This is a genomic window from Ruminococcus sp. AF17-22AC (assembly GCF_003460065.1).
GTDB lineage: Bacteria > Bacillota > Clostridia > Lachnospirales > Lachnospiraceae > Blautia_A.
This window is the reverse complement of record NZ_QRXT01000002.1, coordinates 47,407-68,984: the sequence shown is the minus strand read 5'-3', so window position 1 is coordinate 68,984 and position 21,578 is coordinate 47,407. Positions and strand designations below refer to the sequence as shown.

The following is a 21,578-nucleotide window of genomic DNA, read 5'->3' as shown; positions in this document are numbered from 1 at the left end:
GATGAAAAAGAATATCAGTTATATTCCCATGGATCATGCCCTTGAAATCTGGCTCTTGGAAAAATTATTAAGGGAACCGCCGGAAAGTGCTTATACAAAAGAGCTGATTTCCGGTATTCAGGACATGATAAGCGGTGAAGTATCCTCGCTGTTATTAGGAGCCTTAGAAGATACAGAGGTGGCTATTGGTGTACACTCGGATGAACTTCTGATCGGTGATCTGGAAATTCATCCAAGGAGCCGGAAAGTCCTGATGAAAGGTTCTGAAATCAGCCTGACACCAAAGGAATTCGATATTTTATATTTTCTTGCTAAGAATCGTGGAGAAGTATTTACAAAAGAACAGATTTATCGTGCAGTATGGGAGGAGGATTATCTTCTGGATAACAGTAACATCATGGCTTTTATCCGGAAACTGCGAAAAAAGATTGAACCTGCCCCGGATTCTCCCACATACATTTTAACGATCTGGGGGATTGGTTACAAATTTAATGATGAGTTATAAGAAAGGCGGACTGAGACCATTTTGGGTTCCAGCCCGTCTATTTTCTTGCCAAATCGCAAGAAAATCGCAAGACTTTAGCCATAGGATTCCCCTGCTGTTTTTTATATACTTTTCGTGGTCAAAGAAACGTATCCACAAATACGGTAATGATTCATACCAATTGGGAGGTGTTGCAATTGAAGCGAAAACGAAAAGATTTGAAAGGAGCAATCCTTTTTGCTCCCTACCCCATATTTACAATCCTATGCAGCTATCTGGGCTGGCATTTCTCTGGATATAGAATGATTATCTTTCAGTTTTGGTATCAGGTAAGTGCTGTGGTCTGGGTTATTCTTGCTACCACCATGATTGTACTTATCACCAAACTTTTGAAACTAACAAAACGAAGCAACCGCTTCTATCACTAAAAGGAGGATCAGACAATGGACTTTACCTGCATTTTTTTTGGAATCCTATTTACCCTTGCCGGTCTTTGGTTTGCCTTTGGAAAAGGCTACCTTCATCTTTCCCTATGGAAAAATATGCCGCAAAAAGAGAAGGATAAACTCCGAATTATCCCTCTTTGCCGCAATATCGGAGGAATCATTACCTTAAACGGTGTCATCTTTCTGGTAAAAGGATTTTTGCCCTTATTTTCAAACCACTGGTTTGTATCTGCAATGATTGTATGGATGATACTTGCCGGCTTAGATGTCTGGTATATCGAAAAAAGCAACCGATACCGCAGACCGTAATTCCCATTGCGGTTTTACATAGATAGCTTTTAAAGATTGTGAGGTGAAAGACATGGACTCTGAAGGCAGTCCACGAAGGCAGAGAATATTATATGAGTGTCCACAGATTCCGTGTCCCTCATAGAATCTTCCTTGCCCCTACAAAAATTCAAGGAGGTAAGACCAATGAACAAAAAAGAAAATCGTATGGCTGTTCGCCAGACTGTAGAAAAGGCAGTCATCCGTGACGAACAGAACCGTCGCATCCAATCTGCAGCAACCAACCCGGTAAAAGAGGTTTTAAAAATCCTTCATACCACACTTAGGGGGTTAGAAGCAGATACCGTATCCGTAAACCGTTCCAAATACGGTACGAACAAAGTCACCCACGAAAAAAAGAAATCCCTGGCAAAACGTGTGGCGGGTGCATTTATTAACCCTTTTACTGCTATTTTGTTTTGCCTTGCGTTTGTTTCCACGATTACGGATATGATTTTCCCGTATTTTTCACTCTTTGGAAGCGTACCGGAGGACTTTGATTTTTTGACAGTCGTTATCATTTTAACTATGGTATTTATTTCCGGTACCCTTCGCTTTGTGCAGGAATCCCGCAGCGGAAATGCGGCGGAAAAGCTGCTTGCAATGATCACAACCACCTGTACCGTCACCCGCATAGGACAGGAAAAAACAGAGATACCTATGGATGACTTGGTGGTTGGTGATATTGTCCATTTATCTGCTGGGGACATGATTCCGGCAGATGTCCGTATCCTGGATGCAAAAGATCTATTTGTCAGCCAGGCAAGCCTTACCGGAGAAAGTGAACCGATTGAAAAGCTCCCTCATGTAAGCCCACATAAGGACAGTGTGACGGATTATACCAATATTGCATTTATGGGCAGTAATGTAATCTCCGGAAGTGCAACGGCTGTTGTTATCTGTGTTGGCGATCATACGCTGTTTGGCTCTATGGCCGCTGCTGTTGCCGGAGAAGCCGTGGAAACCAGTTTTACAAAAGGTGTCAATGCTGTGTCATGGGTACTGATCCGTTTTATGCTGGTGATGGTTCCGCTGGTATTCTTTGTGAATGGCATTACAAAGGGGGATTGGCTGGAGGCTTTCCTATTTGGGATTTCCATTGCAGTAGGACTCACACCGGAAATGCTTCCGATGATTGTAACCACCTGCCTTGCAAAAGGCGCTGTTTCCATGAGTAAAAAGCAAACCATTGTAAAAAACCTCAATTCCATTCAGAATTTTGGTGCTATGGATATCCTCTGTACAGACAAGACGGGGACACTGACACAGGATAAGGTGGTATTGGAATATCATCTCAATGTAAATGGAGAAGATGATACCAGAGTCCTTCGCCATGCCTATCTGAACAGTTACTTTCAGACAGGATATAAAAATCTCATGGATCTGGCTATTATCCATAAAACAGAGGAGATGGAAGCGGCAGATAAGCGTCTGATTGACCTGTCAGAAACCTACGTCAAGGTGGATGAGATTCCCTTTGACTTTAAACGCCGCCGTTTATCCACTGTGGTACAGGATAAAAACGGAAAGACACAGATGGTAACAAAAGGTGCTGTGGAAGAGATGCTTTCAATCTGTAGCTTTGCAGAATGTGACGGGCATGTACAACCTCTGCGTGATGAAGTGCGGAGCCGGATTTTGAAAACTGTAGATGGATTAAATGAAAAAGGGTTTCGTGTTTTGGCTATCGCCCAAAAGAGCAACCCATCTCCAGTGGGAGCTTTTGGTGTCAAAGATGAATGCGATATGGTGCTGATTGGTTATCTGGCATTTTTAGATCCACCGAAAGAATCTACTGCCGATGCTATCCAGGCATTGAAAAACCATGGGGTCCTTACCAAAATCCTCACAGGCGATAATGAAAAAGTAACCCGGACCATCTGTAAACAGGTAGGGCTGAAGGTCCGCAATATGCTCCTGGGTTCTGATCTGGAACACATGAGTGATGCTGAACTTGCCAGGGCGGCAGAAACCACCGATGTCTTTGCGAAACTGACACCGGAGCAGAAAGCCCGTATTGTTTCTGTTCTTCGTGAGAATGGTCATACCGTTGGATTTATGGGCGATGGAATCAATGATGCTGCTGCCATGAAATCTGCGGACATCGGAATCTCCGTAGATACAGCGGTAGACGTGGCAAAAGAATCTGCAGACATCATTCTTTTAGAAAAAGACCTGATGGTCTTGGAACAGGGCATCATTGAAGGGCGGAAAACCTATGCCAACATGATCAAGTACATCAAAATGACTGCTTCTTCCAATTTTGGAAATATGTTTTCTGTACTGGCTGCTTCTGCTCTTCTGCCATTCCTGCCAATGGAAAGTGTACATTTGATTTTCCTGAACCTGATCTACGACCTGTCCTGTACGGCAATCCCATGGGACAATGTAGATGAAGAATTTATTGCCAAACCACGGAAATGGGATGCCTCCAGTGTAGGCAGTTTTATGATCTGGATCGGACCAACCAGCTCCATCTTTGACTTTACCACTTACATTTTCATGTACTTTGTATTCTGCCCGTTCTTTGTATCCAAGGGTATCCTGTTCAATGACCTGCCGGCTCATTTTAGTGGAGCAGAGCTGACGGCTATGCAGACACAGTATATCGGAATGTTCCAGGCTGGCTGGTTTGTAGAATCTATGTGGAGCCAGACATTAGTGATCCACATGATCCGTACACCGAAGCTCCCATTTATCCAGAGCCGGGCATCTGCTCCTGTGACATTGCTTACAATGACAGGGATTACGATTCTAACCGTCATACCATTTACGATATTTGGAAAGCTCCTTGGGTTTGTGGCACTGCCAGCAGCATACTTTGCATATCTGCTTCCGTGTATCTTATTGTATATGGCTTTGGCAACAAGCTTGAAAAAGGCTTATGTCCGTCATTTTGGCGAATTGCTTTAAGGAGGTGCAACAATGAACTGGAAAGAACTTTGGATGACACTTTTTGGAACTACGGAATGGCTTGGTCTGAACATAGGATTCTGGGTGGCTTTAGCTGCCGTATTACTAATTGTAATTCTTATGAACGTCCTATTTTGGTCTATGAAGCCGAAAACAGACACCAAAAACTGTCATAATAAAAAAGAGGCATAAAAGAAGCAGGGGAGAGACACAAATTTTCGTGTAGTCTCCCCTCATGTATTTTCTTTCAGTACAACACAATATACTGTATTTTTATTATTGACCTACTCTACATCTTATGTTACTATGATATTGTATTTAAGTTTTGTGTTATCCCTTTATAGGGTGTCTGGATACTATCTCCAGTACACATGCAGTTTAAGTTGGAAAATCGTGTCATTATAATGCCGTTTTATACGGTGCTATAATGGCACTTTTTTTATTTATCACTATTTTATCGCCCAAAGGGCAGAAAGGAGAATTTTTATGTCATCTATTATCATTGTAACAGGAAGGGTAACTGCCGATCCGGTTATGCAACAAGCAAAGAACTCCGGAACTGAATACATCAGTCTGGGGCTTGCTACCAACCAGAGAGGTCAAAACGGAAAGGAAGACCCCATCTTCTATCAGTGTTACTGCAACAAGTTTCTTGCAGATCGACTGATAAAAGCCGGTGTCAAAAAATCAACGTGTCTCATGGTCTACGGAGATTTAGAACTCCATCCGTATATTCACCAGAAAGGCAATAATGCAGGTCAAGCAGCTATCACGCCGCAAATTATGGTAAAGGACTGGCAGTTCTTACCTGCGAATCGTAATGATACCAATGCAGCAACACCTGTACCGGGGAATCCAATGGTCGGAAATCCGAATGTTCCACCAGTACCAGCAAACGGTGCTACTTATAATGGAAACCCGGCAATGGGAATGAATCCTTCCGGTACCGTGCCTACTGGCGCAATGCCAGTCAATAACAATATGATGCCACAGACCGCACAACAGATGTCTTATGCTCCGGCAGGGGGATCGGCTTATGCACCACAGGGATTTACGGCTGGCAATGTGTCAAGTGATGGATTTACCAATATTCCAGAAAACACACCACCACAGCAGCTTCCATTCCCGTAAATTATCAAAGATCCCTAAAATGAAGGAATTGCGACTTTCCAGTATCTACTGGTCTGCTGCAATTCCTTTTTCTATTAAAACAAACATGGAGGAAATGAAGTGAATACACAAAAGAAATTTCTTAAAGTTCTAAGTATGCTCACAATAATTTTGTTAATTGCAACTATATTCATACCAGGAAATGGAAATCGTAATGCAGTCGCAAGTATCGGAATCCTTGGCATCCTGCTGCTATTTCTTTCCACACTTCTTCCCAAAATCCATAAACTGACTCTAAACCTACTCAAGAACCAGGGCAAAACAAGCCCTTGGTCTTCTTTGAAATCATCTGAGCCAGTTTCCGAAACAGAAGAATTGCTTTGGAGACAAATCAGCTATCAAATTACCGACAAACTACAGGCTGCATTTCCAAATGCAACATGGGAATTCCAGAAGCCGCCATCCATGAAGCAGCTTCTTTGCGGAAATCCCATACGTCTGAGAACCTTTCATACGGAGGACTACAACTTTGCGGAAGCACGTATGAACCAATACGGATATCTGGAACTTCAAATGCTGACCATTGCCAGCCTCAAAAAGACTGTCACAGTTACCGATGAGGACGATGTTCCTTTTGCTGATCCGGAATCCTGGTATTCCTTAATTGGCAAGAAAAAACTGGAGAACCTTATCGGACAGCTCCATGCGAAAGGACACCATAAACTCTATATTAATGAAAACGGGCAAATTTACATCCAAAATGGTGATACAGCGGAAATCAAGGATTGTTTTGATTATTTCCCGCCACGAAACTATTGGGATATTCTCATTTCCATCTTCCAAAAAGATGAATTGACCGCAAAAGAAAAGGACCAGGCACTAGAATTATCCTGGATAAAAGAATAAAGGAGGAAATACTATGCCAAATACAAACTTTGTCCCTAACTGGACTTTTGAAAGAACGCTACCATCTCCATTTGACAGCTATTCCGGGAAAAGTGCAGTGATGAAAGACATCGCTTCCAAATACTGTAATCAGCCTAAAAAACGGGCTACTCTCCATTCTGCTACTTTGCAGGCAGTTTTTTCTTATATGGATTTGGAAAATCCACCTGCTGGAAAAGCAGAGGAAGAACTCGGAGCCATTGGAAGCCAAGCAAACAATTTTACAATCGCAGAATATCCAAGCCGTACCGGGTTGCTGCATGTAGTGGTCTACAACCGTATGACTGGGAAATTTATAGCCGGAAAGTATGAAAAACCTTTGGATCTGGCCAGTAAACCAGAGCCATATCAGTTTAAAAAAGATGAAGATTCCGGAAGTGCTCTTTATTTTGCTTTAATGCCTACGTTTCTTTCTGATGACGAATTCAATGAAAAATATCAGGAATTAAAGCAACACCGTGATGACGGTTTCCCTGACCTGCCCAAAGCTGCAGAAACGGCTGCGGTTCTTTGTGATAACGTGTACCGCAGGATCCGTTATGGTGATTCCCTTCCTATCGGGAACATCAAAGTTGACACTCCTGCAAATGGCGTGCTCCAAAGACTTACACCACTGAATATCCAAAAAGGTGTTTATGCACCAACGGAAATTATCCAGGGTACCTTTCAGGTATTAAAAGGTGGACATCACTATACTGCTTCCGCCGTTTCAATTCCCAAAGAAGATTTTGTCGATAAATACATCCTGTCCAATTCTCGGACATTAACTTCCCAAGAAGAATCAACCGTTCCTATTCTCGAAGATTGGTATGTAATCCCAAAAGAAATCCAAAGAATATGCGAACATGCCAAATTAACAACTGACAGCAAGCAGCCTATGCGGAATTTTATGCTCCGTGGGCCTGCTGGAACGGGAAAGACCGAAGGTGCCAAAGCCATTGCTGCAGGACTTCACCTGCCTTACCGATGCATCACCTGCTCGGCAAATACAGAAATTTTTGACCTTCTTGGACAGATTTTACCTGATGTAGATGAAAAACAGCTTTCTTTGGTAGGGGAACTGCCCTCTTTTCAAGACATTACCCTAGATCCGGCTACTGCCTATGAAAAATTAACGGGTACTTATGATGAAAAAGTATCAGAAAATACAGTTTATGAAGAATTGATCCATCATATATCTGAGGAAATGAAACAGAAACAAGCTGCTACCTCCAACAGCCAACAGTTCCGCTATGTGGATACACCACTGGTTGAAGCCATCCGAAACGGCTATCTGGTAGAAATACAGGAGCCTACGGTGATTGCCAATCCTGGTGTACTGGTAGGGCTTAATTCCCTGTTGGACCGTTGTAACAGTGTATTTCTGCCAAACGGGGAAGTCATCCATCGGCATCCGGATACTACCATTGTAGTCACAACTAATCATGACTATGCCGGCTGTCGTCCCATGAACCAGTCTGTCATTTCAAGGATGAATATGGTCATAGATATGGATGAACCGGATGAAGAGACCATGGTAGAGCGTGTTCTTGCTATTACCGGATGTTCCGATAAAAAATCAGTACGTACCATGACACAGATTGTACGTTCCATCGCACAGTATTGTCAGGATAACCTGATAACAGATGGCTGCTGTGGAGTCCGGGAATTAATTGCCTGGGTTCAGTCTTTTATGGTATGTGGCGATATACAGGAAGCTGCTCATTATACCATTTTATCTTCCGTCACTGCCGATTCTGAAAGCCGTATCGAAATTGAAGGTTCTTGCTTGGATACAGTTCTTGCATCATAACACACTATTGAGGAACACCTTTTATACCGAAGCCGAACTACGCAAAACTCTGGCAGAAAATCTCGTTTATTTAAGAAAATCCAAGCAGACGAAACTCTCTCAGAAAGCCGTAGCAAGACTTCTGCATCTACCGGAAAAAACAATTATGAACTATGAAAATGGGCATACGCTTCCATCTGCTTACGCCGTCTTTCGGTTAGCCCAGTATTACGGCTGTACAATGGAAGATCTCCTAACCCAAAATATGAAAAAGAAAGAAAGGTGAAAAAATTGAATAACACTCAAAAAGCTTTAAAAAGAATGATCCGGGATACGGAGTCAAAAATCACTGATGAAGAACTCTTTCTTTCATCGGCTTTCCAAAAACACCAAACATCTCTGGCGAAAGCGGCTACTGGCCGTTCTCGCTATGGACTTCAGGTGCTTATGGAATGGGACAGTTCTGAAAATGCAGACATCGCATATACAGATAATTATAGAATTCACTGTAACGCCGCAAACTCGATAACCCAAAGCTTTCCTTCCCGATTTCTGCGGTCACAAAGCCTGACTGGTCTAACTGGACATGAAATCGGACATCTGCGTTACTCTGATTTTGCATCACTACAGCTTTATCTGACCAATATGGAAAATGGTTCCTTCTATCCAGAAGCACCAGACAATCTGCCTTCTGGATACAAGGCAAATCTGCAGGACATCTTAGATGCCATGGAAGAAAAAGATAACGCAACGTGTCTGACGCTATCCCGCTGTGCTGCACAGTTTAATAATATACTGGAGGACATCTACATTGAAGCCCGGATGTGTGAAGAATATCCCGGAACTTTTAAGCAGGGAATACAGATCAATAATCTGCGGATGTCTGAATTGATTCCTTCTATACAGGAACAAATTGACTGTGGCTATCAGCCGTTTTCCATTATGAGCAATTTAATTTTGTCTTATTGCCGGACTGGTAATATAAATAACCGCACGAATTATTCTGGAGAATACACAGACACCCTTTCAGACTGCATGGATTATATTGACGATGCTTTAATTGCCACACAGGGGAAAGAACGCTTACGTGCTTCCAACTATCTTTTAGTACTTTGCTGGAACTATATTCAGCCTATGGTAGAGTTAACCAGAGAGTCTTTAAAAAAGCAGGATAGTACCCAAGTTGGCGATGCTCTGGAGGATCTGCTGCGGAAAGAATCAGGTAACGGATCTCCTCTTCCAACTGGTAAAAACGGAGGAATCCCTAAAAACATTCCAGGTCCTACAGTAAAATCAAAAACTCCTATAACCTGTGACTTATCTGGTCTTGATCCAAATTACAGACAAGATGCAATCAACCAGGCAGAAAAAGTACTGCAGGAAGAAGGAGGAAGAATTGAACTTGCTAAAACTACAGCAGTATTAGATGGAAATAATCCAGGAATCACATACGCATCACAGTATGCCGGTTCCGGTTATGAAAATGCAGCGAATGATCTTGCACGCATCCTAAATGATGTTGCTACGGAAAAAGCCCAAAATGATTATGAACAGGAATTAACAGAAGACTTGCAAAAATCGGCGGATGAAATACATTACGGAAATGCCCATGCAGGCATCCATGTAACAATCCACCGCATCAATCCCGTTTCCGACTTTTTTATCAAATCTTATCAAACAGTTGCTTCCCCTCTTTTGCGGACCTCCAAAAGGCTGCAAAGTTCCATTCTTCCTTTATTAAAAGAAGAGGCAGAAGGCGGGAAACAAAAAAACCTGTTATTTGGTAAAAGGCTGGATATGCGGGCTTTACACCGAAAGGACGGCGGTATCTTTACCAGAACCAGGCTTCCGGATGAAGAACAAAAACTTTCCGTGGGACTTTTGGTTGATGAAAGTGGTTCTATGGGCTGGGGAGATCGTATTACCCATGCCCGGAAAACTGCAATCGTGCTGTATGATTTCTGTATGAGCCTGGGAATTCCTATTACCATTTATGGGCATTCTACAGATTCTAAGGGTGTTGCTTTGTATTCCTATGCTGAATTTGATTCTCTGGATGCCTCTGACCGTTACCGGCTGATAGATATGTCTGCCCGTAATGGCAACCGGGATGGAGCTGCACTTCGTTATGTTGCGGAACACCTGGCAAAGCGTCCGGAATCACAAAAACTCCTCATCATAATCTCTGACGGACAGCCCGCAGATTGTGGGTACAGTGGTACGGAAGCAGAAGCAGATCTTCGTGGTATCAAGAATGAATATCGTAAACGTGGCATTGTGATCTTTGCTGCAGCAATTGGTGATGACAAAGAAAACATCCGCAGAATCTATCAGGATGGTTTTTTAGATATTACCAAATTAGAAGATTTGCCCAAAAATATGACACAGCTTGTAAAACAATATTTGAAATAGAAAGAAGGAAAACATACATGAGTGAAAATTATCAAAACTCAATTACAGATCAGATATGCAAAGTACAGACCAGTAAAAAATTAATTGCACTGTATGACCGCCTCCGCTACACAAGTTATAACAGCTATGCACAGCTTCATGCAAAAGGAGAATTTGAAGAAAATGGTCATAAAGTTCACTCCCTTATTGGAATCTCCATACAGGATTACTCTAGTGGTACCGGTGATAAAAATATTATCACCCGTTTTCATCTGGCACCCGAACAAATTCAATTTCTGCTGTCCAGAGTTGCCGCTGGCTTTCCTGAATTTGAATGGTCACAAAGTAAAATATTTGGTGTGCCGGATGGCAATGGCTATTCTACTGCACAACAGTTTTTTATTTCCCGCCACGTATATAACAACCAGCAGGAAATACTGACCAGCCCGTGGAGAATTCAAATTAATAACGGAAAAGGTATCAAGAAAAAGAATCATAACGGCGGCACTTATATGCAGGCTCAAAGTTTTATCTCTGAAAAAAGTGCTTTTATCCAATTGACAGATATGGATTTTTATATGCTGTTAAAACGTGCTGATTCTTATATCGTAAATTGGGAAAACTACGTTGCATCCTTCCTGATTCAAAACGGCAAACAACAATTTAAAAAGCAACAGGAAGCACGAATGGCACAAAACATACAGCCACATGAAATGTCTTCCTATATGCAGGAACAACCACAAGAGCAATATCTGAATGGTATGTATGTCGCTTAAAGAATTTCAACAAAGAAGCAGCCGAAAAGACTGCTTCTTTTTATAAAGGAAAGGAGATTTCTATGGATTATGCCACAACACTAAATATTGACCAACAAGGGCGGATCATTATTCCTGCCAAAGTAAGAAAAGCCCTACAACTTCATACAGGCGATGTATTGATGCTGGAAGCTGACACACGCAACATCTGTCTTCGTAAATGCGACTCCCATATCCCTATGGATATCCGGTTAGACAGTTTTCTGGATATTTTACATAGTAATGTCCCTTGCCGGATCCTGTTATGTAATCATTCCAAAATCATTGCTTCCAAGAATTATCATACAGCACTTAATATGCCTGTAACAGAAAGTATTCAAAGGCTTCTGCAACAGGGAAAGATGAAATTATTCTCTGAAAAGGAACGCATATACCCTACTATGACAGGAAAATATCCCATATCAGCCTTTTTCCCTATTTCTAAAAAAAACGAATTGGGTGAAACGTTGGGACTTTTACTGTGTACAAAAAATCAACAGCCTTTCAGCGAAATGGATTTAGGCTGTGCCAAAATGACTGCGGCGGCGATTTCCCGCTACATTCAACAAAATTATGAAAGGACGGTGATATAAAATGAATGACTTAATGCTGCATCGGGCAGCACAATTATTAGAAGCTGAATTTGGTCCCCAATGGCGTACTGTCGCTGACATGCTTGGAACGGAAGGATTGCGAAAACGTGTGGGAAAGGAACTGACTTCTTTCATGGCATACCCAGAACGGGGCGAAGGCGGTAACAGCCAGTGGCGTGGTAACTGCTCTCCCGAAGTGATTGCAGCACTTCTACGCTATTGCCTGGACGATAAGCGATATTACGGAAAAGATACCAGCACCTTTACCCTCTTAGATCCTATGAGTGGCTCTGGGACTTCAAAGGCGGCGGCTGACCGTTATCAGGTACGTTCCCTGCTCTATGATCTAAATCCGGCACCTGCTTATGGAAAAGGTAACTGGAATGCCCTAAAAGATGAAGTGGAGGATTCCGCTGATCTCATCTTTTTCCATCCACCTTACCATAATATGATCCAGTATTCCGGAAATATCTGGGGAAACCCTCACCCGGACGACCTATCCCGCTGTGAAAACTATTCGGATTTTTTAGAAAAACTAAATCACTGTATCCGGAAATTTTTCCTGGCACTTCGGAAAGGTGGCAGGCTTGCCATACTGGTAGGCGATATGCGGCTCCATGGTAAGTTCTATAGTATGCAGCATGATTTAATGCGGATGGGTGATTTTGAATCTTTTCTGGTAAAGGGCCAGTTTAATTGTGTTTCCGACAATCGGACGTACAAAAAGCCTTTCATTCCCATTGTGACAGAATATGCTCTGTTGCTGAAAAAAACGGATTCTTTCATTATCCCCTTCAGCATCCGGCAAGAAGGTGTGTTTTCTGTACAAAATACAGATATTCTTGCACTGACTTGGCATCATCTAATCCGGATGACAATGGAGAGTATTGGAGGAAGAGGGGCTTTAAAAGACCTGTACGCTTTATTAAAAGAACACCCAAAAGCGAAAAAGAATCCGCATTATCAGGAACGTATCCGTGCCACCTTATATGAACACCCAGACGAATATATACCTGTATCGAAAGGATATTTTCGTTTGAGTTACTCGGTTACATAAAAACGAGCCATGAAAAACAGATTTTCTATGACGCTACAAAAGGAGTGTGAACACTATGACAAATCGAAAGCACCATGTGAAAGATAAACAAATAACGACACTCTCAGGATGGTTTCATTCTCCGCTACGGGTTGGGGAACGTGCTATTATTTCTGGGGTCAATGGTTTCTCTATTCTGACATCTCCTATCCTAACGATTTTGGAAGTATCAAATGACAGTATCGTTTTCGAAACAGAAAATACCATTTACCATTTGGTTCATACACCAGAGACCGTATCGGAAGTGATGTGTGCTTGAATAACATATATGAATTGGGAAGCAAGCTTTGTGAATTGCTTTCAACTTTAAAGAAAAACCGGGAATACGTTCCACTTGAAATTTTACAGACACAGTATCGGGTTCCTTATGAAACCCTAAAAAAGCAAATTGGTGATACAGCGACAGCTTTTGTAAAAGAAATTACATTATCAAAGCTTATGATAAATCCAAATGTGTCTCTGGAAGAGCAGATTTCTGTTATCCAACAAACCATTACAACATCCGGGATACTCAAAGAAATGGGCTATACCTTATCAAAACTGTATGATGTGGAACTACTGCACAGGCAGGCATTAAAATTAAGGACATATATTGAGGATGCTCTATATCCATATATTGCCCTTCAGGATTGCCTTGTAGTTGATATGGAACGTATAGAGGATACGCCAATTATCTACAATACAATTACCCAAAAGGTTTATGAGAATGGGCAATGGAGTAAACAGGATTTGGATCTGCATGGGAAACTATTAATCTATGTAAAATCCAGTCCTCCTATGCCTGCAGCAACAGAACAAATAAACAATGGATTCTAAATTCAAGAATTTTTTATGTCAAGAAGGGAAACTTTTATGGGTTTCCCTTCTTATGAAAATAATTTCAGTTGTTCATATTCTGCTGTCCGATTCAACAGTATGGGCTTCTTAGCAAGAATAAATTCTACCGCTGCATCCTCCATAATCCAATCTTCCAGTTCTTGTCGTTCCAAAAGCAATGGCATCCGTTCATGCACCGGTGCTACAGAAGCATTTGCCTGCGTAGTCAGAATTACAAAACGATTTTGACCATTATAGATTTGATAACACCCTGCCATAAATAATGTGGCATCCTGCTTTGGACTTTGAAAAGTATATTTTTCTTTGTTTTTACACCATTCGTAAAAGTGATGGGCAGGAATCACACATCTTCGATGCAGCACACTGTCCCGAAAGGTCTTCTTGTCCAGTATAGCCTCTACCCTTGCATTGATAAGCAATCCCTTTCCCTGGAACCTCGGAAATCCCCACTGCATCTGCCTTGCAGCCACTTCCCTACACTCCTTTGTAAGTACAATTGCAGATTCAGACGGATGGATGTCCTGCCCATGCTCTATGATGCAGCCGATATACCGCTTCCCAGGACAAGAAGGCAGAATTTACATCTATATGAAAAATCACTTTTTCCAAACTCACGTTCTCCTCCTTTATATCCCATTATATAGAACATATGTTCTGAAATCAAGAGATAATATTTTCCATATCCATGCTTTCTCTATATATAGTAATTTTCTTCTCAGATTAAACAATATATAGTGCTTTTATATTGACACATACTATATACAGTGTTACACTTACTATGTAATTATTATTTGTGTCATCCGGAAAGGATATACGCACGCAGTTTAGGTTTGTAAAAGTGTCAGAAGTATACCACGCTACCAGCAGGGACTTCTGGCTTTTTTTATTTTGCAGGAAACTGCACGCATTAAAGAATGAACATCCATGTCATTCTCTTTTTTTATGCCTGAACGCAAAGAAAGGAGGAATGAAAGCCGGAACAAATAAGAATTACAACTATACCATAGAAAAGGAGACAAGAATAAAATGAACCACTCTAATGAATTATCAAACGTGGAAAAAATCAAACAACTGGTGGACCATCTGAATTTACAGCGTAACGCTTATTATAATGAGAACAGTCCGAATATCAGTGATGCGGAATATGACCGAATCTTCGATGAATTAGTGGAATTAGAAGAGCAGACAGGCTTTGTCTTATCCAATTCACCGACACAAACCGTAGGCTATACTCCCATCAGTGAACTTCCCAAAGTAAAGCATCCGGTCCCTTTGCTCTCTTTAGATAAGACAAAGCAGGTACAGGACTTGATAAGTTTTGCCGGTAAGCAGCCAGTTCTGTTTATGCTGAAGTTGGACGGATTAACGACTAAATTAGTCTACGAAAATGGAACACTTGTAGAGGCTTCCACGCGTGGCGACGGAGAAATTGGGGAACTTATCACCCATAACATCCCTGCATACGTTGATGTCCCTCTCTCAATTCCATATAAAGGCCGGCTGGTGATTGTTGGAGAATCCTTCATCCCAACCAATGACTTTGAGCGTTTAAAAGAAACCCTCCGAGATGGAAAAGGAGAACCTTACAAAAATGGGCGAAATCTGGCTTCTGGCTCTGTGCGAAGTCTTGATCCGGCAAATTGTGCAGGACGCTGTCTGCACTTTATGCCTTTTAATGTTCTGGAAGGTCTGGACTCTCCATTTCTCTTTCCAGACAGCAGATCTATAAAGGTTTCCAGCCTGTTTGACTATGGCTTCCAGCCTTGTCCTTATATTATTGCAACCCAGCCTTTAACCTTGGATCTTGTAAACCAGTATATTGAAAATCTGACTGTTCTGGCAGGCAAAAAACATCTGCCTATTGACGGAATTGTAATGATTTTCGACAGTCTGGACTATTCCAAAAGCTGTGGGCGTACCGGACATCATTATAAAGATGGACTGGCTTTTAAGTTTGAAGACGAAACTTACGAAACCACTCTTCGCAATATAGAATGGACACCCACCCGTTTCGGAGAAATTGCACCTGTGGGAGTTTTTGACTCTGTGGAAATTGACGGATGCTCTGTTTCCAGAGCAACCCTTCACAATCTGACCTTTATCAAAGAATTAGAATTGGTGCCAGGTTGTAGAATTTCTGTATCGAAACGTAATATGATCATTCCTCATATTGAAGAAAATCTGGAACGTGGTCATTACGTAGATGCAGTTCCCCCAGTATGTCCATGCTGTGGTTCTCAGACTCGTATCTATCAAAGAAAAGGAAATGATGGGCGTCTCATTGAAACAGTGCATTGTGACAATCCCAACTGTGATAGCCAGATCCGAAAACGCTTTACACATTTCGTTGGAAAAAAAGCAATGAACATCGAGGGACTCTCCGAAACTACCTTGGAAAAATTCCTGACTTTGGGTTATCTCCAGACATTTCCGGATATTTACCATCTAAATGAACATCAGGAAGAAATCTTACAGTTGGAAGGTTTCGGTAAAAAATCCTTTGAAAGATTATGGAATTCCATTACTTCCAGCCGTAATACTACCTTTGTCCGATTCCTGGTTTCCATGGATATTCCTATGGTCGGACGAACCAAAAGCAGGATTTTGGATACAGTATTCCACGGCAGTCTGCAGGAATTTTTTGACGCTGCCTCTGGTGACTATGATTTCACCCAGTTAGATGACTTTGGTGATACTCTGAATCAGAATATCCATGACTGGTTCTCTGATGAAAACAATCTAATTCTCTGGCACGAACTCCAAAAAGAACTTATATTTGAAGAAAGAAAGGAAATGAACACTATGATGAAAGAAAATGTATTTACAGGATGTACTATCGTTGCAACAGGAAAACTTGCTCATTTTACAAGGGATGAAATCAACTCCAAGATCATTGAGCTTGGAGCAAAAGCCGGCAGTTCTGTCACAAAAAAGACAGATTATCTGATTTGTGGGGAAAAAGCCGGAAGTAAATTAACAAAAGCTCAGGCTCTCGGTATTAAAATATTGTCTGAAGATGAGTTTCTTGAGATGATTGCATAAAGGAGAACTCCGATGAAAGATAAAATATATCTAAAATATAAAGGTCGGGATAGCTGGGACAGACCCGTATATCAGGATGAATCTGGAAAACTATGGAAGGATGTAGAACCCTACTCAGACCGCCCTGCACATTTATGCAGTGCCTGCGATAATGCCTTTGATGGGGAACCAGATATTCCAATGAATGCGATGGCACGCTATCAGAATATTACTGTCATCTATTACCCTACCAGAGATGTTTGGAGATAATACTTTAATCAATCAAAGATTCACAAAATGGGAAGGCCGAAAATGCTTTCCCATTTTCTTTTGTTGATAAGTGGATTTAGAAAGGAGCTGCTATTATGTATTTGCTTACATATTATGATGACCTTAAAACTCTTATTACCCCCATAGGACCTCCCTATTTGCAAGCAGACATGGCAAAAGATGCCATGAAGCGGGCTATCTTAGAATATTTAAAAGAACACGGGTGTGCTGAACCAGACGATTTTTATGCAAGTGCAAAAGAACAAGAGAAGTTTTATTTTGATGTGGAAAGTGAAATCGAACTATCCCTTTCTTCTTTTTACGCCTATCTGCGTACTCAAAATCAAGAACCTTTTTTGCGACTTTTCAGATTCTTAATTTGAATGAAGTAACCCCATATTTTCATACACCATCGGGTATAGAAAAAAGAAATATGCAAATGGAAGCTCTTCTTGAAGTTTTAGAACCATTGTTATCAATTTTTGCTTCTACAGACGTTGTGTTTTCACCTAAAGCCGGATACACCGTTCTTTGTGTAACTCCCTACACCTCAGAAGTATTAGAATCTAAAAGCATCAATGAACCTAAAGAAATGGCTGCATATTTACTAGATTCAATTAAATATGATTACTGCTTTTCACTTGGTGTAAATACCCTTTTATCTACGGATTCATTCTGCAGTTTAGAAGAACTTGAATATGCTATGCCGCATTATCAAAAAGCTGTTTATTCTGCAGTATTTAAAGAAGTACAGGATAAAATATCTTCTATTCTAGCACAACCACCACTGCGAACTCCACGTTTTTCGCTGCAGGAAGATCCTTTGCTTACAGTTTTATATAACTTCCAGCGAAGCCTTTCCCTTCAGCAAAGACTTTTTTCTGTTCCTGATAAAAAAATTTATCAAAATTACAGAAAAGCATTGCTCGAAGCATATTGCCAAAAGTATGGTGCTGTGTATCTTGGAAAATTTCCTGCCGATGGCATAGGGAAAATGACTTACACAAAGTATAAAAAAACCGATGAATACGATGAATATGACTTTTGTATTCCTTACCCAGATACAGATTTATTAAATCTTGTAAATCAATGGGATACAACAAATTCAGCTAAAAAGATACCTTTGTATTATAAAATACAAGAACGTGTTTTGTCACAAAAAGGTCTATGGATAAACTGGGAAAAGCAAAGCCTCAGAATATTAAAAAAATAACTTACATCAAACAGGAGGACTCTATGAGCATAATTACTTCTATACTTCACTGCTATGGACTTCTTATATCCGAAGAATCCGTTACATTGATGCAACAGTATATACTCCCCTTATGGGAAAAGACAAAACCCGAATTATATGAAATGTTTTCTACGAAATCTGATAATGACGAATTTTTTGACTATCTTCTTGACCGTTATGCTATATGCTACAACGGCACTGCCGATTATTTGCGTTGTTGGCGCATCTGTAATGGAGAAGAAATCGAACCACAAATTGATGACCATTTTTATTTTATGGATTTATTAGAAAAACCTTCTCTTTTTAAAAAGCCTATGAGTCTTTCGAAGATGTCATAAAAGAATGTCAACAACGGTTAGAGGGATTGCTCCCACCGGATTTTCCTTATGAAGATTATCTTTTAGAAATTACTGGAGAACTCTGGGGATAAAATTCCAAATGAAACATGATAAATACTATGAACACACTGTTAGAAAGGACATTCTGTTATGCAAAGAAATATTTCAATAAAAGCTCCCGCTATTTTAGGTTTTCGTGGACGCTATGCGTTTCTCAGTAATTTTTATCCGGCATCTATTTCATACATGGGGCAACTCTATGCCAACAGCGAAGCTGCTTTTCAGGCACAAAAGACATACTCTGTAAAAGAACAGCAACGTTTTTGTAAATTCTGTATGCATAATCCCGCTGATGCAAAGAGGCTTGGACGCAACCTGATGCTACGACCAGATTGGGATAAAATCAAAATACGCTGTATGTATGAAATTTGTATGTGTAAATTCATGCAAAACCCTGAACTTTGTCGCCTCCTTCTTTCTACTGGAAACCGTAGGTTAGTAGAGGAAAATACATGGGGTGACACCTTTTGGGGAACTGTAAATGGATATGGTGAAAATCATTTAGGCAGAATTCTTATGGACATACGTGCGAAGCTTCAATTTGAATGTTAAAACAATAATTTATCCAATTTTGCACTGTATGAACTGCAAATATTTTGCTATAATGGAAGATAGATTTTAAAGAAAGGATTTGTGCTTATGTATCTGATGCGTTTTGTCTATGACCGTCTTCTGGATTGGAAAAATGAAGGAGGTCATAGTACCCTGGAAGTCGGTGGAGCCCGTCAGGTTGGAAAAACCTACCTGATACAGAAATTTGCTGACGAAAACTACAAACACAAAATTTATATTAACCTGTTTGAATTAAGTGGTAAACAGTTTATGGAATGTTATAAACAGGCAACCAATTGGACACCTGGAACAAAACGGCGGGAGCATCCTCTCCATGATGCCTTCCAGTTATATGAGCCGGACTTTATTGATTCCGATGATACCGTCATCATTATTGATGAAATTCAGGAATCATCGGAAATTTATAACCGCATCCGGGAGTTCACCCGACAGTTTAAAGCCCATTTTATCGTTACAGGTAGTTATCTTGGAAGAATTTATGATCCGGAGTTTCGCTATTCCAGCGGTGATGTCACCAAACTCACCATCTATACGCTTTCTTTTGAAGAGTTTTTGATGGCCTATGATCAGAATCTGTATGACGATTACAAAAAAATATCTCTTGTTTCCTCTGAAGCAGAAGTCTATAATCGCTTAAAGGAAACCTATGATCTGTACTGTCAAATTGGTGGCTATCCCAAAGTGGTAGAAAACTATCTGGAGAACCGGAATATCGTAAAGGCACAGGGCGAACTCGTAAAAATCATTGATACCTTTACCAATGAGTCCATTCGCTATTTTACAGATATTTTGGATACCAAAGTGTTTACTCATATTTTCTTTTCCATCTGCCGTATTTTAAACCGTGAAAAGAAAGGATTTTCAGAAGACAGTATCAGCGAAGAATTGCAAAAGCTGGTAACCAAAGACTACTCCAGTAATATTTCAAAGGCTACCTGCAACCGTGCCATTAGCTGGTTATACTTTTCTGGAATCATTGGATTCTGTGCAAAAATAACAGAAATGGACATTCTGGATTTTAAGTCTGCAAGCCGCTGCTACTTCATGGATATGGGGCTGGCAAATTATTATCTGACACGTACCGGTACCGATTCCCGTGTACTTGCAGGCACATTAAATGAAAATTATGTCTATATCAACCTGAAGAAACGCCAGGATTTTCCACCGGAAATTTCCTTTGAAACCCCAGCTTTTGCTACTTACCGAGGCGGAGAAATTGATTTTGTGGCACAAAGCCTATCTTCTTCCACCCGATATTTAATAGAAGTAAAAGCCGGAAAAGGGACTGCTTCCACTGCCCAGAAAGCTCTGGCTCAGGGAAAAGCAGATAAGCTTCTTTATTTAAAAGGGGCAACCAAAGGAGGGATAGACGGAAAAACAGAAACACTGCCTATTTATTTATTGGAACAATACAAGTTTAATTAAATTTATGTTTACGAAGAGACTACTTGCGAGTGGTCTCTTTTTATTTAGAAGGATCACGAAAAACACAGCACTGAATTAGTGAAAATTTATGAATTTATGAGAATTGGCATAGATGTGATGTTACGGACAAGGGGTATGGATTTATTCTATTCCCTCTTTTGTCAATGCCAATTCCCATCAAGAAAGGAAGAATTACATGAACAATACAACAACTGAATTACAATGGGGAGATGTCATCTTCAAACCCGGACAACGTGTGCGGACAACCGATGCCAGCGATTATGCAGGATTGGAAGGTGTTATTTTGGAAATTCATACCGGCGAAGATAAAGAAACCGACAATCTGACTCCTGATATTCACTGTTGCTTTGATTTTCCTGAGTCTGAAGCAGACATTCGGAAACTAGAGGAACGCTTTTCTTCTCTTTACAATATGCCAAAAAAACTGGATGAGCTTGCTTTGGATGAAGTGATTATGTCCCCGGATGAACTGATTTCTATTCCAGAAGAACCCTCTCGTCTTCTTCATTATATTGGTACAGACGAATGGGCTCGCCCGGTATACCAGGATCAATATGGGAAGTTGTGGAAAGATGTAGAACTTGGTGACTTTGAAATTCCTCATCTGCACTCTGCAGTCGGAAATGAATTTGATGGAGAACCGGATATGCCTATCCGGAAACCATTTAGAATTTTAACAGATAAACCGAAAAATCCTTATGAATTTCAGTACATGATGCTTAGTCGTTTACAAAGCGACTGTGAGTATTACTTGAATTACGGAAACCGTTGTACTGGACATCTGTACTATCACAATGAAAGCAAACAAATTGCCGCCATGAAAAAACTCTGGAATGAATTTCCGGATGATGGGAAACCAGAATGGTTGACATGGAAACAAATCCTAGAATACGAAAAAGCAATGTGTTCAGACACAAAATAATAGAACC

General features: G+C 40.8%; 24 protein-coding genes. 23 read left to right on the top strand and 1 reads right to left on the bottom strand.

Going from position 1 to position 21,578, the window contains the following annotated elements:
* Window position 1: 1 nt before the first annotated feature.
* The 15 genes from DWW86_RS03625 (at window position 2) to DWW86_RS03555 (ending at window position 13,686) form a co-directional block, all read left to right on the top strand.
* Window positions 2-505, top strand: coding sequence for a winged helix-turn-helix domain-containing protein (locus DWW86_RS03625; protein ID WP_004223723.1), 504 nt, complete (start codon window positions 2-4; stop codon window positions 503-505).
* Window positions 506-672: 167 nt separating this feature from the next.
* Window positions 673-912, top strand: coding sequence for a conjugal transfer protein (locus tag DWW86_RS03620; RefSeq protein ID WP_227164722.1), 240 nt, complete (start codon window positions 673-675; stop codon window positions 910-912).
* 15 nt (window positions 913-927) lie between these two features.
* Window positions 928-1,239, top strand: coding sequence for a DUF3784 domain-containing protein (locus DWW86_RS03615; RefSeq protein ID WP_055151546.1), 312 nt, complete (start codon window positions 928-930; stop codon window positions 1,237-1,239).
* A 165-nt stretch (window positions 1,240-1,404) separates the two neighbouring features.
* Window positions 1,405-4,170 carry a magnesium-translocating P-type ATPase gene (mgtA, locus tag DWW86_RS03610; RefSeq protein WP_117942309.1) on the top strand — a complete coding sequence of 922 codons (2,766 nt, stop codon included), beginning with the start codon at window positions 1,405-1,407 and terminating at the stop codon, window positions 4,168-4,170.
* Window positions 4,171-4,182: 12 nt separating this feature from the next.
* A complete protein-coding gene (locus tag DWW86_RS03605; protein ID WP_117942308.1) occupies window positions 4,183-4,362 on the top strand; it encodes a hypothetical protein in 180 nt (59 codons plus the stop codon).
* A gap of 294 nt (window positions 4,363-4,656) precedes the next feature.
* Window positions 4,657-5,301 (top strand): single-stranded DNA-binding protein, encoded by a 645-nt coding sequence (locus tag DWW86_RS03600; protein WP_117942307.1) that lies wholly within the window; start codon window positions 4,657-4,659, stop codon window positions 5,299-5,301.
* A 99-nt stretch (window positions 5,302-5,400) separates the two neighbouring features.
* Window positions 5,401-6,186 carry a hypothetical protein gene (locus tag DWW86_RS03595; protein WP_117851423.1) on the top strand — a complete coding sequence of 262 codons (786 nt, stop codon included), beginning with the start codon at window positions 5,401-5,403 and terminating at the stop codon, window positions 6,184-6,186.
* 13 nt (window positions 6,187-6,199) lie between these two features.
* Window positions 6,200-8,017 (top strand): AAA family ATPase, encoded by a 1,818-nt coding sequence (locus DWW86_RS03590; RefSeq protein ID WP_117942306.1) that lies wholly within the window; start codon window positions 6,200-6,202, stop codon window positions 8,015-8,017.
* The gene (locus DWW86_RS03585; protein ID WP_225084396.1) at window positions 7,905-8,282 is read left to right on the top strand and encodes a helix-turn-helix domain-containing protein; all 378 of its coding nucleotides are present in this window, start codon (window positions 7,905-7,907) and stop codon (window positions 8,280-8,282) included. The genes DWW86_RS03590 and DWW86_RS03585 overlap by 113 nt, the downstream gene beginning before the upstream one ends.
* A 5-nt stretch (window positions 8,283-8,287) precedes the next feature.
* Window positions 8,288-10,408, top strand: coding sequence for a vWA domain-containing protein (locus DWW86_RS03580; RefSeq protein ID WP_353652668.1), 2,121 nt, complete (start codon window positions 8,288-8,290; stop codon window positions 10,406-10,408).
* Window positions 10,409-10,425: 17 nt separating this feature from the next.
* On the top strand, window positions 10,426-11,163 hold the full coding sequence (locus DWW86_RS03575; RefSeq protein ID WP_025580519.1) for a hypothetical protein: 738 nt from the start codon (window positions 10,426-10,428) through the stop codon (window positions 11,161-11,163).
* Between the two features lie 62 nt (window positions 11,164-11,225).
* Window positions 11,226-11,774, top strand: coding sequence for an AbrB/MazE/SpoVT family DNA-binding domain-containing protein (locus DWW86_RS03570; RefSeq protein ID WP_059085279.1), 549 nt, complete (start codon window positions 11,226-11,228; stop codon window positions 11,772-11,774).
* A gap of 1 nt (window position 11,775) precedes the next feature.
* The gene (locus DWW86_RS03565) at window positions 11,776-12,831 is read left to right on the top strand and encodes a TRM11 family methyltransferase (RefSeq protein WP_025580516.1); all 1,056 of its coding nucleotides are present in this window, start codon (window positions 11,776-11,778) and stop codon (window positions 12,829-12,831) included.
* A 55-nt stretch (window positions 12,832-12,886) separates the two neighbouring features.
* On the top strand, window positions 12,887-13,129 hold the full coding sequence (locus DWW86_RS03560; protein ID WP_015526832.1) for a hypothetical protein: 243 nt from the start codon (window positions 12,887-12,889) through the stop codon (window positions 13,127-13,129).
* Window positions 13,126-13,686, top strand: a complete 561-nt coding sequence (locus tag DWW86_RS03555) for a hypothetical protein (RefSeq protein WP_055151560.1) — start codon at window positions 13,126-13,128, stop codon at window positions 13,684-13,686. The genes DWW86_RS03560 and DWW86_RS03555 overlap by 4 nt, the downstream gene beginning before the upstream one ends.
* 50 nt (window positions 13,687-13,736) lie before the next feature.
* On the opposite strand, the gene DWW86_RS03550 is transcribed toward DWW86_RS03555, so the two are convergent.
* A complete protein-coding gene (locus DWW86_RS03550; RefSeq protein WP_226840011.1) occupies window positions 13,737-14,225 on the bottom strand; it encodes an SOS response-associated peptidase in 489 nt (162 codons plus the stop codon).
* A gap of 508 nt (window positions 14,226-14,733) precedes the next feature.
* Here DWW86_RS03550 and ligA point away from each other — a divergent pair.
* The 8 genes from ligA to DWW86_RS17265 all read left to right on the top strand — a co-directional run bounded on the left by ligA (window position 14,734) and on the right by DWW86_RS17265 (window position 21,571).
* The gene (gene ligA / locus DWW86_RS03540; protein ID WP_117942304.1) at window positions 14,734-16,749 is read left to right on the top strand and encodes an NAD-dependent DNA ligase LigA; all 2,016 of its coding nucleotides are present in this window, start codon (window positions 14,734-14,736) and stop codon (window positions 16,747-16,749) included.
* A 12-nt stretch (window positions 16,750-16,761) separates the two neighbouring features.
* Window positions 16,762-16,998, top strand: a complete 237-nt coding sequence (locus DWW86_RS03535) for a hypothetical protein (protein WP_117942303.1) — start codon at window positions 16,762-16,764, stop codon at window positions 16,996-16,998.
* 95 nt (window positions 16,999-17,093) lie between these two features.
* Entirely contained in the window at window positions 17,094-17,381 is a 288-nt protein-coding gene (locus DWW86_RS03530) for a hypothetical protein (RefSeq protein WP_117942302.1), read from the top strand.
* Complete coding sequence (locus tag DWW86_RS03525) at window positions 17,378-18,211, top strand: hypothetical protein (protein WP_129975664.1); 834 nt, start codon at window positions 17,378-17,380, stop codon at window positions 18,209-18,211. The genes DWW86_RS03530 and DWW86_RS03525 overlap by 4 nt, the downstream gene beginning before the upstream one ends.
* A 23-nt stretch (window positions 18,212-18,234) precedes the next feature.
* Window positions 18,235-18,570, top strand: a complete 336-nt coding sequence (locus tag DWW86_RS03520; protein WP_117942300.1) for a hypothetical protein — start codon at window positions 18,235-18,237, stop codon at window positions 18,568-18,570.
* Window positions 18,571-18,720: 150 nt separating this feature from the next.
* Window positions 18,721-19,182, top strand: coding sequence for a riboflavin biosynthesis intermediates N-glycosidase (ybiA, locus tag DWW86_RS03515; protein ID WP_117942299.1), 462 nt, complete (start codon window positions 18,721-18,723; stop codon window positions 19,180-19,182).
* Window positions 19,183-19,269: 87 nt separating this feature from the next.
* A complete protein-coding gene (locus tag DWW86_RS03510) occupies window positions 19,270-20,628 on the top strand; it encodes an ATP-binding protein (RefSeq protein ID WP_055151578.1) in 1,359 nt (452 codons plus the stop codon).
* Between the two features lie 196 nt (window positions 20,629-20,824).
* Window positions 20,825-21,571 carry an LPD11 domain-containing protein gene (locus DWW86_RS17265; RefSeq protein WP_242860499.1) on the top strand — a complete coding sequence of 249 codons (747 nt, stop codon included), beginning with the start codon at window positions 20,825-20,827 and terminating at the stop codon, window positions 21,569-21,571.
* The last annotated feature ends 7 nt before the right edge of the window (window positions 21,572-21,578 follow it).

Excerpts from the sequence above, each read along its gene's own strand:
- DWW86_RS03625 (WP_004223723.1), top strand. The coding sequence starts at position 2 with ATGAAAAAGAATATCAGTTATATTCCCATGGATCATGCCCTTGAAATC.
- DWW86_RS03615 (WP_055151546.1), top strand. The coding sequence starts at position 928 with ATGGACTTTACCTGCATTTTTTTTGGAATCCTATTTACCCTTGCCGGT.
- mgtA (WP_117942309.1), top strand. The coding sequence starts at position 1,405 with ATGAACAAAAAAGAAAATCGTATGGCTGTTCGCCAGACTGTAGAAAAG.
- DWW86_RS03605 (WP_117942308.1), top strand. The coding sequence starts at position 4,183 with ATGAACTGGAAAGAACTTTGGATGACACTTTTTGGAACTACGGAATGG.
- DWW86_RS03600 (WP_117942307.1), top strand. The coding sequence starts at position 4,657 with ATGTCATCTATTATCATTGTAACAGGAAGGGTAACTGCCGATCCGGTT.
- DWW86_RS03590 (WP_117942306.1), top strand. The coding sequence starts at position 6,200 with ATGCCAAATACAAACTTTGTCCCTAACTGGACTTTTGAAAGAACGCTA.
- DWW86_RS03575 (WP_025580519.1), top strand. The coding sequence starts at position 10,426 with ATGAGTGAAAATTATCAAAACTCAATTACAGATCAGATATGCAAAGTA.
- DWW86_RS03570 (WP_059085279.1), top strand. The coding sequence starts at position 11,226 with ATGGATTATGCCACAACACTAAATATTGACCAACAAGGGCGGATCATT.
- DWW86_RS03565 (WP_025580516.1), top strand. The coding sequence starts at position 11,776 with ATGAATGACTTAATGCTGCATCGGGCAGCACAATTATTAGAAGCTGAA.
- DWW86_RS03560 (WP_015526832.1), top strand. The coding sequence starts at position 12,887 with ATGACAAATCGAAAGCACCATGTGAAAGATAAACAAATAACGACACTC.
- ligA (WP_117942304.1), top strand. The coding sequence starts at position 14,734 with ATGAACCACTCTAATGAATTATCAAACGTGGAAAAAATCAAACAACTG.
- DWW86_RS03535 (WP_117942303.1), top strand. The coding sequence starts at position 16,762 with ATGAAAGATAAAATATATCTAAAATATAAAGGTCGGGATAGCTGGGAC.
- DWW86_RS03530 (WP_117942302.1), top strand. The coding sequence starts at position 17,094 with ATGTATTTGCTTACATATTATGATGACCTTAAAACTCTTATTACCCCC.
- DWW86_RS03520 (WP_117942300.1), top strand. The coding sequence starts at position 18,235 with ATGAGCATAATTACTTCTATACTTCACTGCTATGGACTTCTTATATCC.
- ybiA (WP_117942299.1), top strand. The coding sequence starts at position 18,721 with ATGCAAAGAAATATTTCAATAAAAGCTCCCGCTATTTTAGGTTTTCGT.
- DWW86_RS03510 (WP_055151578.1), top strand. The coding sequence starts at position 19,270 with ATGTATCTGATGCGTTTTGTCTATGACCGTCTTCTGGATTGGAAAAAT.
- DWW86_RS17265 (WP_242860499.1), top strand. The coding sequence starts at position 20,825 with ATGAACAATACAACAACTGAATTACAATGGGGAGATGTCATCTTCAAA.